Here is a 15,765-nt window from a genome sequence, read left to right as displayed (position 1 = left end):
GCTCATGTCACACTCGCAGATCCTGTCTCGTCATGGTGTCGGAACCAACAGAAGGAAACCGAACCATGACTGCCAAACTCGATCTTTTCGCCGCTGCCCCGTCGCTGATGAAAAGCTGGATGAGCACGTCGGTCGCCACCGCCTCCAGCCTCGAGCCAATTCTCGCCGAATTGGTGAAGATCCGCGCCTCCCAGATCAACGGCTGCGCCAACTGCATCAACATGCATACGGTGGAAGCGCGGGAAAATGGCGAGACGGAGCAGCGCATCTATCTGCTATCGGCCTGGCGTGAAGCTCCCTGCTATTCCGATCGCGAGCGCGCCGCGCTAGGCTGGACCGAGGCACTGACGCGGCTGTCGGAAGGCCACGCGCACGAAAGCGCCTATGAGGCCCTGAAGGCTCAGTTCACCGAGGAGGAGCAGGTGAAGCTCACGCTCATGATCAATGTCATCAACGGGTGGAACCGCCTTGCGGTTGGCTTCGGCCTGTGGGTCGATCCGGCCGCGGCAAAGGCCGCTGCCCAGGCGGCCGCCTGATGACGGACGCCAGGCGCGAGGACGCAGCGGCGGGATTTGATCCGCTGCGTCCCAAACTCATGCGCGTCGCCTATCGCATGCTCGGCTCCGTCGCCGACGCGGAAGATATGGTGCAGGAGGCCTTCATCCGCTGGATGGGGGCCGACCGCTCGGCGGTGCGCGAGCCCGAGGCGTTTTTGCGCCGTACGGTCACGCGGCTCTGCCTTGACCAGCTCAAATCAGCACGACGCCAGCGTGAGACGTATGTCGGTCCTTGGCTTCCCGACCCGGTCGTGGAAGAGGAGCAGGAGGAAGACGTCACTCTGCCTTTGATGCTTGCCCTGGAACGCCTATCTCCACTTGAACGGGCAGCCTTCCTGCTCCACGACGTTTTTGGGCTGGGATTTGAAGAGGTCGCGGCAACCATCCAGCGCGACCCGGCTGCCTCCCGCCAGCTCGCCAGCCGTGCGCGCACCCATGTCCGCGAGGCGAGACCTCGCTTCCAGATCGAGAAACAGAAAAGCCTCGAGATCGCTGAAGCTTTCTTCACCGCCTCGCGCAGCGGCGACATGAAGGCGCTCGGTGCGATGTTGGCAGCCGACGTCAGCATCCATGCCGACGGCGGCGGCAAGCGTCCTGCAGCGATGAAGCCGATCATCGGATTTGATGCCGTGATGAAGGTACACGAGAGCCTGGCGGTTCTGTTCCAGAAGGGCGGCTCGAAAATCGTTCGGGCCGGTTTCATCAACGGACTGCCCGGTTTCGTCACGCTGGAAGCCGACGGTGAACTCCAGACGACGGCGCTCGATATCGAGGACGGCAAGGTCGCTGCAATCTATGTGATGCGGAACCCCGAGAAGCTGAGGCACTTGCATTAGCTCACGATGGCGACGATCGATTTCGCTCGCGCCAGGAAGCCGGGCTGAGGGAGGTCACCCGTCGGAACTCCCGGTTGAAGTTCGATTTCGTTTGAAAACCGGATTCGAGCATCGCTGCGGTTACCGACAGGTCGGTCTCCCTGAGGAGCCGGCAGGCTTCGGCAATTCGGAAATCGTTGATGTACTGAGAGACGTTCTTGCGCGCCAATCGATTGACTGCACCGGAAATCTGCCGGGCCGGCACGCCCGCTCGCCGCGCCAGCCGCGACAAGGTCAGGTTTTCGTCACGGGACAATCGCTGCTCGGCCAGCAAATGATCGATGCGATCCAAGACTTCACGATCCTTCGCCGCCAGGGATGAAGCTTGATCAATGTTTACGGCTGACGTCGGCAGCGGCCGCGCGCGGGCTGCGACGATTGCGGTAAGGCCCAGAAAAAGCAGCCCCAGAAGATTCGCATTGCTCGCGACGAGAGCAGCATTGGTCCCCCTGGCCCATTGGAAATCGAGAAAGATCGCCAGGTCGAACAGGGCTGACACACAGAGCGCTGCGGCAGCGATGAGGAGGGCGCGGTGCGCCGCGTGAGCACCGTCGAAACGTGCCTCGTCCAAGCCGTCAGGACCGGCACGGCCGAGCTTCACCAAGGCCAGCGCGTATCCGACAAACAGCACTATCAAGGCACCATCGATCAGAGAGGGCGACAGCAACAGCAGCACAATTATCCCAAGCGGCGGCGTAGCGTGAAGCCAACGGGCACTCCCGGCCGCCTCCTCCCGGTGGATCAAGCTGCGGAAACTTGCCAGCACCAGAGATGGCAGGCAACTCGCCAACACCGGCAGCACGTATCGCAGTATCTCCACGTCGTAACCCCACCGCAGGCCGACGATGATCGATTGTACGGCGCACAGGAAAACCAAGGCGAGGAACGGCCGAAGTCCTTTGCCCGGCTCGTCGCTGCGCAGCATCGCAGCGAGAAAAATCAGAAGCAGTAATGCGACGACGAAGGGCAGCGGGACGAAAATCAAGGTCTGTCCTTTTGGGTGAAGATCAACGGCCGGATGTTGGCCGAAATCGCGATTCGGGACGACCTGAATCATGATCGAGGAAGCGGAAGAGCGGGCATGGAGCAATTATTCGCCGGTCCCTTCAACCTCGTGAGGCTTGTAATGACCCCTTCCCATATTCTTGCCGCCGTTGCCCTCTCCGTCGCATTCGCGGCACCTTGCCACGCAATCGAAGTCGGTGTGCGCGAAATCAACCTCGACCCGCCCGAAGGCGGGCGAAACCTCCAGGTCACCGTCTGGTACCCTGCCGGACCTGGCGGCGAACCCGTTCTCGTGGGTGAAAACCAGGTATTCAAAGGCACGCCAGCGCATAGGAACGCACCGCTCCTCGCAGGGCGCTATCCGCTGGTTGTGCTGTCGCATGGATCGGGCGGTCGCATTCAGGGCATGAGTTGGCTCGCCGCCGAACTGGCGAAGGCCGGATTTGTCGTTGCCGGACCTAATCATCCCGGCAGCACGAGCGGCAACTCGACCCCCGCGGATACGCCGAAGCTATGGGAGCGCACGCAGGATCTATCCTCCGTGATCGACATGCTCACCACCGATCCGCAATGGAGCGCTGTCGTCAACGCTGATCGCGTTGGCGTTGTCGGCTTCTCGCTCGGAGGCGCGGCTGCCATGGAGATCGCTGGCGCCCGGGCAAATCTCGAAGACTATGCCCGCTATTGCGACACTTATAAAAAATGGGATTGCGCCTGGTATGCGGGCGGTAAAGGCTACGTCGACGATAAACCAGTCGAGGTCGATAAAGTCGACCTGCGCAAAATCGACCGGGCGCGCTTCGAGCAGTCGAACCTCGACCGGCGCATCAAATCAGCGGTTCTGATCGACCCGGGTCTCGCGCAAGCCTATGACGCTCAGAGCCTGAAAGAGATCACGATCCCGATGACTTTCATCAATCTCGGCAGCAACGGGACGATTCCCGCGGGGGTGATCGCCTCGGGGCTGGCGGCGCTGTCGCCCCATGGAACATATTTCAGCGTTGCTGGGGCCGATCATTTCAGCTTCCTGCCCGAATGCAAGGATTGGGGCCGAGTTGCTGAAATCGTTCGGGGAAGTCGATCCCATTTGCAGTGATGGCGATGGCCGATCACGCGCGGATATCCATTCCGCTTTGACTAAGCTCGTACGGGACGCCTTGCAGCGAACCCTCGAAGAGCGTTCGTGAGTCTAAAGCCTCAGAGCCGGCGATCCTCGAAGCGATGGACGGCGGCTCCGGCCACAGGGCTTCGAGTAACGAAAATGCCGCCGGCCCGGCTGTCCTCCGAGGCACCCGCCGGAAGCAAGGACGTGACGAAGAGCGTTTTCCGATCCGGACCGGCGAAGCACGGCATGGTGGGCGTAGGCACCGGAAAGCGATGCGTCCTGACCAATTCGCCTTCGGCGGAGAAGCAGTTGAGGACGCCGGCCGAAACGCCGGCGCTCCAGTATCGACCTTCCACATCGGTCGCCGCTCCGTCGGGCCGCCCGCTTGCTTCGTCGAGGACGACGAGGCGGCGGCGCGCGGAAATCTCACCCGTCGCGGGATCGAATTGCCAACGGTCGATCCAGGGCCCACGCGAATCCGAGTGAAAGAGAACGGAATCGTCGGCGCTCCAGGCGAGACCATTGGAACAGATGACGTCGCCGACCTTCCGCTCCACCGTGCCGTCCGCCGAAACGCGGTAAAGCGAAGCGACCCGCTGCCGGTCGGCCGCCTCATGCATCGTTCCCACCCAGAACGCACCGTCCGGCCCGACCTTGCCGTCGTTCAGACGTGTGTCCGGCCTTTCCGCTTCGATCGAGGCGATCTCCTTCGCGATCGTGCCGCTCTCCGGATCGAACAGCACGACTCGGTCCCTTTGCGCGAGCACGAGGCGCCCAGACTGGGCAAGCCCGACGCAGCAGGCACCATGCTCGAAGGTCCACGCGACATGGCCCGCCCCGGTAAGATCGGCACGATGGAGAACGCCCTTGCCGATATCGACGAAAAACAGGCAGTTTCGGCGGTCGTCGTAAACCGGGCTTTCAGCCACCGCACAGCGCAAATCTAGCACGCACTCAAATGTCAAGTCGAAAGACATGTTTGGGACCATCGTCTGACAGTTGTCGGTTGGAGAGAGAACGAGCATCTCTCGCAAACCACGGGTTTCTCAAGCGTTATCGGCTGACTTTTCTCTAACATTGCTATTGCCCTTGCTCAACTTGTAAATTAAAAATACAAGAAACTTGGCAAGGAGATTTCCATGAAAACGACTCCCGTAGATGCGGCCGACCTCGCCTCTTCCGTCCTTTCCGTGCCGCCGCTGGCGCGTCAGGCGAATGGCGAGCCGAGCAAGACGGAAAATCGCAGACAAGTCGATTGGCTGCTCTCGGGCGGGGTGACCACCTATCTCTACGGCGGAAACGCCAATCTCTACAATTTCGGCGTAACGGGATTCGGCAGCCTTCTCGACATGCTCGAGGACATTGCCCCGCCGGACCGCTGGATGATCCCCTCGATCGGTGCCGACTTCGGCAAGGCGATGGACCAGGCGGCGATCCTGCGCGGGCGGAATTTTCCGACCGCCATGGTGCTCCCCCTCACCTTCCCGGCAACTTCGGCGGGCCTCGTCTCCGGATTCGCCAAGCTGGCGGATGCCGCCGGCCGGCCGTTGATCGCCTATATCAAGAATGACGGCTTCCTCGATGCCAGGGATGTCGCGCGCCTCTTCCGCGATGGCGCGATCTCGGCCTTGAAATACGCCGTGGTGCGGCCCGACCCGAAGAACGACGCCTATCTTTCCGCCATCCTCGATGCCGTCGGCTCGGGCGAGCGGATCGTCAGCGGTATCGGCGAACGTCCGGCAATCGATCACGTCGAGATGGGCCTCGCCGGCTTCACCTCCGGCTCGGTCTGCATTGCTCCGCATCTCTCGACCGCGATCCTGAAGGCGTGTCAATCCGGTGAGTTCGCCGAGGCACGTGCAATTCGCGAGAGCTTCATCCCGCTCGAGGATCTGCGCGACGCACATTCGCCGATCCGCGTCCTGCACGAAGCCGTCCGGCTTGCGGGCATCTGCGATACCGGCCCGATCGGCGAATTCCTGTCGAATCTCGACAACGCCGGACAAATCGATGCGATCGCCGTGGCCGCGCGCAAGCTGAAGGCGAAGAGCGAAGCCGCGGCCGGCGAAGCCCGGCCTCTATCGGCGAGCGCATGACATGGTACGGGTAAGGCGCCGCGCTCTTCGGCGACTGGCCCCGGAGCGGGATTCGAACAGGCTGCAGTGGCGAAAATCGGGGACACCGGTGTCGATACCCCCCTCTGCCCTGCCGGGCATCTCCCCCACAGGGGGGGAGATTAAGGAGGCACGGTATTCCACCACGGCCACTTCAGGCTGCGAGGTTGACCCCGCCGACGAGAGGGAATGGGGCGCCCGCACCTTGCCGTTCTCCCCCCATGTGGGGGAGATGCCCGGCAGGGCAGAGGGGGGTGCAGGCCGGCGCCACTCGGAGAGGCGACGCGCGAAACCCGGCGATTGCCGGAACGATCCGGTCACACGGGGTATCGCTCTAGAGATCGCCGTGGGATCCGGTGATGCGGGCCCGCGATTCGGTCAGGTGATAGCGCATGTAAAGGCGAGCGAGCTCGCGGTTTTGTCCGGAAATCGCGGTGAATATCTTGCGGTGCTCCTCGAGCACGCGCCGCCGCCGGTCCTCCGAGCCCTGCCGCGTCAGGCTGAGCGCCATGCGCATCGAGCCGCGCAGAATATCGCCAAGCTCTTCCAGGAGGCGCGGGAAAAGCTCGTTGCCCGCGGCCGCGGCAACGGCAAGATGGAAGGCGAAATCTTCCTCCCAACCGGTCTCGCCGCGGGCAAAGGCGCCCTCCAGTGCCGCCAGCGCCTCGCCGATCTGGTTGAGCTGGGCCTTGGTGCGGCGCATCGCGGCCAGTCCCGCACACTCGGTTTCGAGTGCCAATCGCGGTTCGAAAGCCCTGAGGTAGCTGGCGATCTCCGCCGAGGCCGCAAAATCTGTCAGCTTGTTGGAGGGGCGCGACTTGACGAAGGTGCCGATACCCTGCCGCGAAACCACGAGGCCGTCCGCCTGCAGCCGCATCAGCGCCTCGCGAACGACCGGCCTGGAAACCTGGAAGTCGCGGCAGATCCGGGCTTCCGACGGCAATTTCGCACCCTCGGCCATCTGGCCGCTCGCGATCTGCTCGAGGATCTGGCCGTAAAGAACATCGGCGAGCCGCTCTCGCCGCGCCGGTTTCAGTTTCAACATCACATCGTTCAAGGGTCCGCCTTCACCTGTCATTTTTCTGAACAGGCGCAACTTAACCGACCCGCCCGGGAATGCAAAGGAGGTGACCGATGACCAGGCGCAAGAAACCGGAGGAATTTCGAAGCTTTCGCTGGTTCGGCGTCAAGGACCTGCGCTCCTTCGGCCACAGGTCCCGGCTTTACCAGATGGGCTACGACAATGCCGAAATCGCCGGCAAGCCGGTCATTGCGATCATCAACACCTGGAGCGACATCAATCCGTGCCACGCGCATCTGCGCACCCGCGCCGAGGAGGTGAAGCGCGGCGTGTGGCAGGCCGGCGGCTTCCCGATCGAACTGCCGGCGATGTCACTGGCGGAAACCTACGTGAAGCCGACGACGATGCTTTACCGCAACTTCCTCGCCATGGAAGTGGAGGAACTCATCCGGTCGCATCCGGTCGACGGCGTCGTGCTGCTTGCCGGCTGCGACAAGACCACGCCGGCGACGATCATGGGCGCGATCCAGGTCGACCTTCCAACTATCTTCGTGCCGGCGGGACCTATGCTGCGCGGCAACTATCGCGGCCAGGCCCTGGGTTCGGGCTCCGATGTCTGGAAGTACTGGGCGGAAAAAGAGGCCGGGCGCATTACCGAGCAGGAATGGAACGTCATGGAGCGCGGCATCGCCCGCTCCTTCGGCACCTGCATGACCATGGGCACGGCCTCCACGATGACGGCGCTTGCCGACACGCTGGGTCTCTCACTGCCCGGCGCCTCCGCCATTCCCGCCGCCGATGCCGGCCATTCGCGCATGGCCGCGCTCTCCGGCGCGCGCATCGTCGAGATGGTCTTCGAGGACCTGAAGCCCTCGGACATCCTGACGGCCAAGGCGTTTGAGAACGCATTGACGGTGCATATGGCGATGGCCGGCTCGACCAATGCGATGATTCACCTGATAGCGATGGCGCGGCGATGCGGCGTCAAGCTGACCTTGGACGACTTCGATCGCGTGTCGGAGAAGGTCCCGGTCCTCTGTAACATCCGCCCGACGGGCGAATTCCTGATGGAGGACTTTTACTACGCCGGCGGACTGCCGGCGTTGTGGAAGCAGTTGGAACCGCTGCTGCACCTCGAAGAGCGCAACGTGATCGGCAGCATCGGCGAGGCGATCCGCGAGATCGAAGTTCATCTGCCGGACGTGATCCGATCGCTCGATAACCCCGTTGCCGCGCGCGGCGGCACGGCGATCCTGAAAGGAAACCTCGCGCCCCAGGGCTGCGTCATGAAGCCCGCCGCAGCCGACCCTGCCCTTCTCAAGCATCGCGGGCCCGCGCTTGTCTTCGACGATTACGAGGCGATGATGAAGGCGGTGAACGACGAGGATCTCGACGTCACCGCCGACACGGTCCTGATCCTGCGCAACGCCGGTCCCGTCGGCGGACCGGGCATGCCGGAATGGGGAATGCTGCCCATCCCGAAGAAGCTTCTGAAACAGGGCGTGCGCGATATGGTGCGCATTTCGGACGCTCGCATGAGCGGCACCAGCTACGGCGCCTGCATTCTGCACGTCGCGCCGGAGTCTTACGTCGGCGGTCCGCTGGCGGCCGTGCGCAATGGCGACGTTATCGCCCTCGACGTCGCCAATCGGACGCTCACGCTGGAGGTCAGCTCAGCGGAGATCGAGCGCCGGCTCTCGAGATGGCGACCGCCGGAGCGCGATTATTCGCGAGGCTTTCTGAAGATGCATGCGGAGCATATCCAGCAGGCCCCCGAAGGCTGCGATTTCACCTTCCTGCAATCGCCCCATAAGCTGCCCGAACCGGAAATCCATTGACACGGGTGGGACGGATGACGACGCGACTGCTGGTGACGGGAGCGGGAGGTGCCTTGGGCCGCAATGCCCGGCAGGGTTTGAAAGGCTGCGCGAAGGTCTTGCGCCTATCGGATATCACCGATCTTGCCCCGGCCGAGGAGGGCGAGGAAGTGGTCCGGTGTGACCTAGCCGACCGGCAGGCCGTCGATGATCTTGTGCGTGACTGCGACGCGATCCTGCATCTTGGCGCGATCGCCGTTGAAGCCGATTTCGACGCCCTGCTCCAGGCCAACATCGTCGGCACCTATAATCTCTATGAGGCGGCGCGAAAGGCGGGCGTCCGGCGCATCGTCTTCGCGAGCACCAACCATGTGACGGGCTTTCACCGCATCGGCGAGATGCTCGACCATACGTCGCCACGTCGGCCGGACAGCCTTTACGGCGTCAGCAAGTGCTTCGGCGAGGATCTTGCCCGGCTCTACTTCGACAAATACGGCCTGGAGACGGCTTGTCTGAGAATAGGAAGTTGCTTCCCCGAGCCGAAGAACCAGCGCATGCTTTCCACCTGGCTGAGCCCACGTGATTTCCTGTCGCTGGTGCGCAGGCTTCTCGAGGCTCCGGCCATCGGTTATCTGGTGCTCTACGGCGCCTCGGAGAACCGGGATGCGTGGTGGTCGAACGCGCACGCCGATTTCCTCGGTTGGCAACCGATAGACAGCAGCGAGCCTTTTCGCGAGGCAATCGAGCGGCGCGAGCCCGGACCCGCGGAAGGCAGCGCGTACCAGGGCGGTCGCCTTGCGACGGTCAAGGCCCGCCCCGGGGATTAGAGGCAGATCGGGCTCTGCGTAAATACCCCCCTGTGCCCTCCCGGGCATCTCCCCCACAAGGGGGGAGATCGGCTAGAAGCAAAAACCGCGCCCGACAGCGATCTCGTGAACGCCGAACTCAACCGTGAGCGGCGCGCAACTGGTTGAGCGGGACATCACCGCTTACCGATCGCCCCCCTTGTGGGGGAGATGCCCGGCAGGGCAGAGGGGGGTGCCACGGCGCCCAACTCGCAGCTGTGCCCCCGCGGTGAGCGCAACGATCCAGTGAGCAGGCGTTCAGCCGGCGCGGATGGTCGCTTTCCCCTCTTCGACGAGACGTGTTGCAGCATCCGCGACCGATATGCGCTCGAAAGCGAGCTCGTCGGCAATCGGGCGAAATACGCGATGGTCGAACTCCGTCGCCCCGAGCGGAGCCGGCGGCGGATAGCTGCCGACCTGGTCCTTCAGCGCGTTGATGTATTTCACCGTTTCGGCTTCCGTCGGATTAAGCAGCGGCAGTATTGCTTCGCGAACCTTCGGCGACATCGGCACACCGCGTTCGACCCCGAGGATCTTGCCGGCTTCGACGTCGTTGACGAAGAAACTGATGAACTTGGCGGCTTCTTCGCCATGCTCCGTGGTGGCGCCGACACTCCAGATCAGAGCAGGACGATAATAGTGGCCGGAGGGGCCGCCCTTCTCGCCCCGCGGCAGCATGCCGATGCCAAGCTTGCTCTTCATGATGAGCTGGTAGCCGATCATCTGGTTCGAATAGGCCATGCCGATCGCCGAATAGCCGAGCGCCAGGCAGTTGGTGTCGATCGTATTCTGGTCGAGCGTCTGGATGTCGGCCCCCACGGTGCCGCCCCGCTTGCGCAGATCCTCCCAGTAGGCATACCACTCCTTGGCCTCTTCGACGCCGAAGCCCAGTCCACTTTCGTTGAAAAGACTGCTGCCGCGCTGCCTCAGCCAGGCATCGAAGACATAGGTGTAGCGAGCTGCATACGGCCCGCCGCCCTTGCCGGTGGCCTTGGCCATCTCGACCGCGATGTCGGCGTATTCCGACCAGGTGGTGTCAAGCCCGGGAGGGGTGACGCCTGCTTTTGCGAAAGCATCGGCATCGTAAAACAGTGCAAAGGAGTTGAGGCCGAGGCCAATACCCCAGAGTTTGCCATCCACGGTCGTCAGCTTCAGCACGTCGTCGCCGAAACCTTTCACATCCAGCACCGAAGGGACAAACGGATCCAGAGCGAGGCAGGCGCCGCGCTTCGAGTAATCCGAAATCGTATTGGGCTCGAGCTGGAAGATGTCGGCTATGGCGCGACCGGCCATCTGTGTCGCGAGCTTCGTCCAGTAGCCTTCGCCGCTCAGGCTCTCGCCGACAACGGTGATGTCGGGGTTCTTCTCCTGGAAGAGCCTGGCAACGCTTAATGTTCGCTTCGAGCGATCGTTGGAGCCCCACCACATGGCGCGCAGATTCACGTTTTCTGCCGCAAAGGTCGGCCGAAGGCCACTGGGGCCGAGCGTAACACCAGCAGTTGCGCCTGCCGCGCCGAGCATGAATGTGCGTCGATTGATTAGCATGCGAGTCCTCCCTCTTGTTATCTGCCTCGCGCTCTCCTCCAGCGTCCGGCGGACCAAAGTTCCGCAATAACATTATGCAAAAATCTAGATTTTGCAAGAAATTGTTTTTTTCTTGCAAATTTGCATTGTTTGCGCAACATTTGCGATATGAGTGACGCGCCCACAAAACGATTCCGCCAATCCGACATCGCCACCCGCGCCGGAGTTTCAGTTTCCACCGTCTCGCGTGTTCTCGCGAACGAACCTGGCATCAGCGAAGACGTCCGCCGACAGATTCTCAAGGTTGCGAGCGACCTCGGCTATCCCGTGAAGGCCGGCCCGAGGATGACCCCGGGTACCTTGGCACTGATCGCGAGCAATGGCGTCACCGGAGTGTTGAGCATTTTCTACGAGGGTATTGTCGAGGGCTTGCGTTCAGAGGCTGCCCTGCAGGGCATTCCCTTTGACATCCGCCTCGTCAGCGAGGCGAAGGCGACACCCGAGACTGTCCGGGATCTGATGGAATCCGTCGGCGCGCAAGGGCTGTTCCTGGTCGGCATCGACCCCGGTGAGGCGCTCAGCGCGTGGCTGATGGAAAGCCGCACGCCCGTAATACTCGTCAACGGCACCGACCCTCGATTGCGCTTCGACGGTGTCTCGCCGTCGAACTTCTTCGGCGCCTATGCAGCGGCGCAGCGGCTTATCGACGCCGGCCACCGCCGCATCCTCCACCTGACCGGGTCGCATCGCCACACAATCCGCGAGCGCATATGCGGTTTCGAAACGGCCGTCGCTTCGGCTGGAGGCGAGGCGCGTGTCATCCGCTTGCCGTTCGAGACCAATGCGAGCGTCGAGGCACATGCGGCGACACTCGCCGCACTCAAGGAGGATCCCGGTTTCTCGGCCGCCTTCTGCATGAACGACTTTGTCGCCGTAGGCGTGCTCGAAGCGGTGACCGAACTCGGCCTTAAGATGCCCAAGGATTTTGCCATCGTCGGCTTCGACGACCTGCCTTGCGCCGAGATGGCCAGCCCACGTCTGGCGACGATGCGCGTCGATCGCGTGGCCCTCGGCCGCGAGGCGGTCGGCATGATGCACTTCCGCTTCCGTCATCCGGAAGCCCCCGCTCGGCACGTGTCCCACGCGGTCATCCCGGTACATGGCGGCACACTAGACAAAGGACAGCGCTCATGACCTATGATCCCGCCACCGCCAATCCGCTTGGCTCCAATCCACTGGCAACGCGCAGTGACATGCGGCGCGCCCTGGTCGACCTCTTCAATCCGCTGCTGCCATACTTCTCCAGAGGAAACGCCCGCGTTCGCCTCGACGCCGCCGCTGGTCACTTCGATCGCGCCGCGGCTGACCTCGAAGGTTTTGCAAGGCCGCTTTGGGGCCTCGCACCTTTCAGCGCCGGCGGCGGTCAGTTCGCCCATTGGGACCGTTATGCAGAGGGTATCGCCAATGGCACCGACCCGAACCATCCGGAGTTCTGGGGCAGCGTCAACGGTCGTGACCAGCGCATGGTCGAGCTCGCCGCGTTGGGCTTCGCGCTTGCCCTGGTGCCGGAAAAGCTGTGGGATCCGCTATCTCCTCGGGCGAAAGACAACCTCGTCGCCTATCTCATCCACGCCCGGCAGTTCGACTATGCTGACAATAACTGGAAGTTCTTCCGCATATTCGTCGACATCGCTCTGGATCGTCTGGGTATTGAATACGACCGCAGCCTCACCAAGCAGTATCTGACCGAACTCGAAGGCTTCTATATTGCGGATGGCTGGTATCGCGATGGCAATGTACGGCGCATCGACCACTACATCCCCTTTGCCATGCACTTCTACGGCCTGATCTATTCGCGGCTCGTCGATGATGATTATGCCAGGCGCTACCGCGAGCGAGCCCTCGCCTTTGCGCAGGATTTTCGTCACTGGTTCGGGCAGGACGGCGCGACCCTCCCCTTCGGCCGCAGCCTCACCTACCGTTTCGCCTGTGCGGGCTTCTGGTCGGCGCTCGCCTTTGCCGATCTGGAGGCGCTGCCCTGGGGCGAGATCAAGGGCCTTTGCCTTCGCCACCTCAGATGGTGGGCGGACAAGCCGATGACCCACCGGGACGGCGTGCTGTCGATCGGCTACGGCTATCCGAACCTCCTGATGTCGGAAAACTACAATTCGGCGGGCTCGCCCTATTGGGCGTTCAAGGCTTTCCTGCCGCTTGCGATCGGCGAAGACCACCCGTTCTGGACAAGCCCGGAAACGCCTCCGGCGCCGCTCGACGAGACGGTCCCCCTTCGCCATCCGGGCATGGTGATGATGCCTTGCAAGGGCGACGTGATCGCGCTTTCCTCCGGCCAGGAAAACCGGCAGATGCGGTTCGGTTCGGAGAAATATGCGAAATTCGCCTATTCGACGCGCTACGGCTTCAGCGTCGAGAGCGACGAACGGGCTTTTGCCGGCGGCGCCTTCGATTCCATGCTGGCCTTCAGCGACGACGGCATTCACTACCGGGTGCGAGAGGCGAATGAAGTAGCGCGGCTTGCCGGTAATGTGCTCTATTCGAAATGGTCGCCTTGGCCGGACGTCGTCGTCGAAACCTGGCTGCTGCCGTCGGCGCCGTGGCATGTGCGGGTGCATCGGGTCACGACGCCGAGAGAGCTCGAGACAGCCGAAGGCGGCTTCGCCATCGCCAGACGAGACTTCGAGGCCGACACGCTTTTCTCGGCGCCCGGCGCGGCCCATGCCATCGGCGCGGAGGATTTCAGCGGGATCTGCGATCTCGGCTCGTCTGTAGCGCGCGAAGGGCTGGCTCAGAAGGCTCCGCCAAATACCAACCTGATCTCCGCAAAGACGCTGGTGCCACAACTGCGCGCCACCATACGCGCCGGCGAGACCATCCTGCGCTGCGCCGTGTTGGCCGTTCGCGACGCCTCCGCCGTTTCAGGTGATTGGACGAGGCCGCCGGCCGCCCCAGACCTTGACGCCTTGCATGTTCTCGCGAGGCAAGGCGAGAGCGTGAGCGCAATGGACGCACCAGGACGAATTCCATGACGCGCCCCGCAATTGCTTTTGCGATGCAGCCGGACAGGACGCGGTACGTTCTCACACCAGAACTTCTTGTCAGGTTCGACAGTCTCGGGCGCGTTCTGGATCAACGACCGATGACGGAGTTCGGCGATGCCCGCGCGAAGCGGCTGCTGGCCGAAACGGAAATCCTGGTCACCGGCTGGGGTGCCCCCTTGTTCGACCGAGCGGCGCTTGCCGCGGCACCGCACCTCCGCCTCGTCGTACACGCGGCCGGAACGATCAAGGGGGTGATCGACGACTGCGTTTTCGATGCAGGAGTGGCCGTGAGCCATGCGGCCGAAGCCAACGCCGTGCCGGTCGCCGAGTTCACACTTGCGGCGATCATTTTTGCCGGCAAGCAGGTGTTTCGGTTCCGCGATCTCTACACCGCCGACCGGGACCGCACGCGCACCTATCTCCTGCAGGGGCAGCCGATTGGAAACTATCGCCGCACAATCGGGATTGTCGGCGCGTCGAGGATCGGCAGACGGGTGATCGAGCTTCTTCGTCCCTTCGATTATCAGGTGCTGCTCTATGACCCGTTGGTCGGGCAAGAGGCCGCTTCCGCCCTCAATGTCGAGAAGGTCGATCTCGATACTTTGATGGCGCGTGCGGACATCGTATCGCTGCATGCACCGTCGCTCCCCGAGACCCGGCACATGATCGACGCGCGGCGGCTGTCGCTCATGAAGGACGGCGCAACGCTGATCAACACGGCGCGAGGTGCACTCGTCGACGAGGCCGCGCTTATCGAGAAGCTGAAGACCGGCACGATCAATGCCGTCATCGACGTCACCCATCCCGAAGTGCCTGAAAGGAATTCTCCGCTCTACGACCTCCCGAACGTCTTCCTGACCCCGCACATTGCCGGCGCTGTCGGCCTTGAACGGACGCGCCTTGGCGAGATGGCGGCCGATGAGATCGCCCGCTTCATCGAAGGCAGGCCGCTGCTTTACGAGGTTCGCAAGGCCGACCTGGAGCGCATGGCATGAGCACGTTCGAACCCGGGCTCTGCACAGTCACGTTCCGCAGCCTGCCCCCAGACAGGATCGTGGAGCTGGCGGTAGAAGCCGGGCTTGCGGCGATCGAATGGGCGGGCGACGCCCATGTCCCCCCGGGGGACGAGCCGATCGCCCGCGACGTCGGGCGTCTCTCGGAAAGGGCCGGCTTGGCAACGTCCTATGGTTCCTATGTTGCGCCGCCCACCGATGACCTTTCCGTGTTCCGACGCGCTCTCGACAGCGCAATCGCACTTGGAGCGTCGAATATCCGCATCTGGCCCGGCACGCGCCAGCGCGATTCCAAAGACTACAGCGCCAGTGAACGACGGGCCGCAGCGGCTGCAATCCGCGACATGGGTGCGGAAGCCGCGCGGCATGGGGTCACCGTGTCGTTGGAATATCACCCACAGTCCTTGACGGATAATACGGATTCTGCGCGTCGCCTGATCGATGCGATCGCGCACGCCAATGTCTATCTTTACTGGCAGCCACGGCCGGGGCTTCCGCTTGACGAAGCTCTGGCCGAGATCGGTCAAGTCGGCCAGCACATTTCGCATCTTCATGTTTTCGCCTGGGATAGCGATCGCAACCGCTTTCCCCTGAAGTCGGCGTCCGATTACTGGCGGGCGGTTCTGGCCGCCATGCCTGCCTCGCGCTGGACCGGGCGACGCTTTGCCATGTTGGAATTCGTGGCAAATGACGATCCTGCAGCCTTCTCCGAAGACGCCGCGACCCTCGGCCAAATCCTCCAAGGATGACAAGGATGCTATGCCGCTGAAAGCAGCAGCGGCATTCGCCCTCGGCGCCCTGTCCATCATAGCCGGTCCGGGGTGGAACTCTTT

The 15,765-nt window shown here is 62.9% G+C and carries 13 protein-coding genes and 1 pseudogene; 10 read left to right on the top strand and 4 right to left on the bottom strand.

The features are described 5' to 3' along the window. Positions 1 to 65: 65 nt before the first annotated feature. Both PZN02_RS28630 and PZN02_RS28625 read left to right on the top strand, forming a co-directional pair. Positions 66 to 536 (top strand): carboxymuconolactone decarboxylase family protein, encoded by a 471-nt coding sequence (locus PZN02_RS28630; protein WP_280662318.1) that lies wholly within the window; start codon positions 66 to 68, stop codon positions 534 to 536. Continuing rightward, positions 536 to 1,393: a sigma-70 family RNA polymerase sigma factor gene (locus tag PZN02_RS28625; protein ID WP_280662317.1), complete on the top strand. Its 858-nt coding sequence runs from the start codon at positions 536 to 538 to the stop codon at positions 1,391 to 1,393. Before PZN02_RS28630 ends, PZN02_RS28625 begins: the two co-directional genes overlap by 1 nt. 1 nt (position 1,394) lies before the next feature. On the opposite strand, the gene PZN02_RS28620 is transcribed toward PZN02_RS28625, so the two are convergent. Then, the gene (locus PZN02_RS28620; RefSeq protein ID WP_342394725.1) at positions 1,395 to 2,489 is read right to left on the bottom strand and encodes a helix-turn-helix domain-containing protein; all 1,095 of its coding nucleotides are present in this window, start codon (positions 2,487 to 2,489) and stop codon (positions 1,395 to 1,397) included. Between the two features lie 69 nt (positions 2,490 to 2,558). On the opposite strand from PZN02_RS28620, the pseudogene PZN02_RS28615 reads away from it, so the two are divergent. Then, a pseudogene (locus PZN02_RS28615) lies at positions 2,559 to 3,624 on the top strand (alpha/beta hydrolase family protein). Positions 3,625 to 3,634: 10 nt separating this feature from the next. On the opposite strand, the gene PZN02_RS28610 reads toward PZN02_RS28615, so the two are convergent. Next, entirely contained in the window at positions 3,635 to 4,519 is an 885-nt protein-coding gene (locus PZN02_RS28610; protein ID WP_280662316.1) for an SMP-30/gluconolactonase/LRE family protein, read from the bottom strand. A gap of 162 nt (positions 4,520 to 4,681) precedes the next feature. Between PZN02_RS28610 and PZN02_RS28605 the strand changes: the two genes are divergently transcribed. Then, the gene (locus tag PZN02_RS28605) at positions 4,682 to 5,638 is read left to right on the top strand and encodes a dihydrodipicolinate synthase family protein (RefSeq protein ID WP_280662315.1); all 957 of its coding nucleotides are present in this window, start codon (positions 4,682 to 4,684) and stop codon (positions 5,636 to 5,638) included. Between the two features lie 352 nt (positions 5,639 to 5,990). Here the strand turns inward: PZN02_RS28605 and PZN02_RS28600 are convergent, their stop codons facing one another. Further along, positions 5,991 to 6,713, bottom strand: coding sequence for a FadR/GntR family transcriptional regulator (locus tag PZN02_RS28600; protein WP_280662314.1), 723 nt, complete (start codon positions 6,711 to 6,713; stop codon positions 5,991 to 5,993). 77 nt (positions 6,714 to 6,790) lie between these two features. Between PZN02_RS28600 and araD the strand changes: the two genes are divergently transcribed. Together araD and PZN02_RS28590 are read left to right on the top strand one after the other, a co-directional pair. Further along, positions 6,791 to 8,515, top strand: a complete 1,725-nt coding sequence (gene araD / locus PZN02_RS28595) for an L-arabinonate dehydratase (protein WP_280662313.1) — start codon at positions 6,791 to 6,793, stop codon at positions 8,513 to 8,515. Positions 8,516 to 8,529: 14 nt separating this feature from the next. Beyond that, positions 8,530 to 9,321, top strand: a complete 792-nt coding sequence (locus PZN02_RS28590; RefSeq protein WP_280662312.1) for an NAD-dependent epimerase/dehydratase family protein — start codon at positions 8,530 to 8,532, stop codon at positions 9,319 to 9,321. Between the two features lie 276 nt (positions 9,322 to 9,597). On the opposite strand, the gene PZN02_RS28585 is transcribed toward PZN02_RS28590, so the two are convergent. Next, positions 9,598 to 10,884 carry an ABC transporter substrate-binding protein gene (locus PZN02_RS28585; RefSeq protein ID WP_280662311.1) on the bottom strand — a complete coding sequence of 429 codons (1,287 nt, stop codon included), beginning with the start codon at positions 10,882 to 10,884 and terminating at the stop codon, positions 9,598 to 9,600. A 147-nt stretch (positions 10,885 to 11,031) separates the two neighbouring features. On the opposite strand from PZN02_RS28585, the gene PZN02_RS28580 reads away from it, so the two are divergent. Genes PZN02_RS28580 through PZN02_RS28565 form a run of 4 tightly spaced genes read left to right on the top strand, consistent with a single transcriptional unit; the run spans position 11,032 to position 15,681 of the window. Continuing rightward, positions 11,032 to 12,057 (top strand): LacI family DNA-binding transcriptional regulator, encoded by a 1,026-nt coding sequence (locus PZN02_RS28580; protein WP_280662310.1) that lies wholly within the window; start codon positions 11,032 to 11,034, stop codon positions 12,055 to 12,057. Next, positions 12,054 to 13,907, top strand: a complete 1,854-nt coding sequence (locus PZN02_RS28575) for a DUF2264 domain-containing protein (protein ID WP_280662309.1) — start codon at positions 12,054 to 12,056, stop codon at positions 13,905 to 13,907. Before PZN02_RS28580 ends, PZN02_RS28575 begins: the two co-directional genes overlap by 4 nt. Then, the gene (locus PZN02_RS28570) at positions 13,904 to 14,914 is read left to right on the top strand and encodes a hydroxyacid dehydrogenase (RefSeq protein ID WP_280662308.1); all 1,011 of its coding nucleotides are present in this window, start codon (positions 13,904 to 13,906) and stop codon (positions 14,912 to 14,914) included. Before PZN02_RS28575 ends, PZN02_RS28570 begins: the two co-directional genes overlap by 4 nt. Beyond that, the gene (locus PZN02_RS28565; protein WP_280662307.1) at positions 14,911 to 15,681 is read left to right on the top strand and encodes a sugar phosphate isomerase/epimerase family protein; all 771 of its coding nucleotides are present in this window, start codon (positions 14,911 to 14,913) and stop codon (positions 15,679 to 15,681) included. Before PZN02_RS28570 ends, PZN02_RS28565 begins: the two co-directional genes overlap by 4 nt. Positions 15,682 to 15,765 lie beyond the last annotated feature (84 nt).

The sequence above is a fragment of the Sinorhizobium garamanticum genome, assembly GCF_029892065.1.
GTDB lineage: Bacteria > Pseudomonadota > Alphaproteobacteria > Rhizobiales > Rhizobiaceae > Sinorhizobium > Sinorhizobium garamanticum.
This window is presented reverse-complemented; position numbering and strand designations above follow the sequence as displayed.

What these genes read in the sequence shown, in the direction of transcription:
- PZN02_RS28630 (WP_280662318.1), top strand. Translation starts at nt 66, where the DNA reads ATGACTGCCAAACTCGATCTTTTCGCCGCTGCCCCGTCGCTGATGAAA.
- PZN02_RS28625 (WP_280662317.1), top strand. Translation starts at nt 536, where the DNA reads ATGACGGACGCCAGGCGCGAGGACGCAGCGGCGGGATTTGATCCGCTG.
- PZN02_RS28620 (WP_342394725.1), bottom strand. Translation starts at nt 2,489, where the DNA reads ATGATTCAGGTCGTCCCGAATCGCGATTTCGGCCAACATCCGGCCGTT.
- PZN02_RS28610 (WP_280662316.1), bottom strand. Translation starts at nt 4,519, where the DNA reads ATGTCTTTCGACTTGACATTTGAGTGCGTGCTAGATTTGCGCTGTGCG.
- PZN02_RS28605 (WP_280662315.1), top strand. Translation starts at nt 4,682, where the DNA reads ATGAAAACGACTCCCGTAGATGCGGCCGACCTCGCCTCTTCCGTCCTT.
- araD (WP_280662313.1), top strand. Translation starts at nt 6,791, where the DNA reads ATGACCAGGCGCAAGAAACCGGAGGAATTTCGAAGCTTTCGCTGGTTC.
- PZN02_RS28590 (WP_280662312.1), top strand. Translation starts at nt 8,530, where the DNA reads ATGACGACGCGACTGCTGGTGACGGGAGCGGGAGGTGCCTTGGGCCGC.
- PZN02_RS28585 (WP_280662311.1), bottom strand. Translation starts at nt 10,884, where the DNA reads ATGCTAATCAATCGACGCACATTCATGCTCGGCGCGGCAGGCGCAACT.
- PZN02_RS28580 (WP_280662310.1), top strand. Translation starts at nt 11,032, where the DNA reads ATGAGTGACGCGCCCACAAAACGATTCCGCCAATCCGACATCGCCACC.
- PZN02_RS28575 (WP_280662309.1), top strand. Translation starts at nt 12,054, where the DNA reads ATGACCTATGATCCCGCCACCGCCAATCCGCTTGGCTCCAATCCACTG.
- PZN02_RS28570 (WP_280662308.1), top strand. Translation starts at nt 13,904, where the DNA reads ATGACGCGCCCCGCAATTGCTTTTGCGATGCAGCCGGACAGGACGCGG.
- PZN02_RS28565 (WP_280662307.1), top strand. Translation starts at nt 14,911, where the DNA reads ATGAGCACGTTCGAACCCGGGCTCTGCACAGTCACGTTCCGCAGCCTG.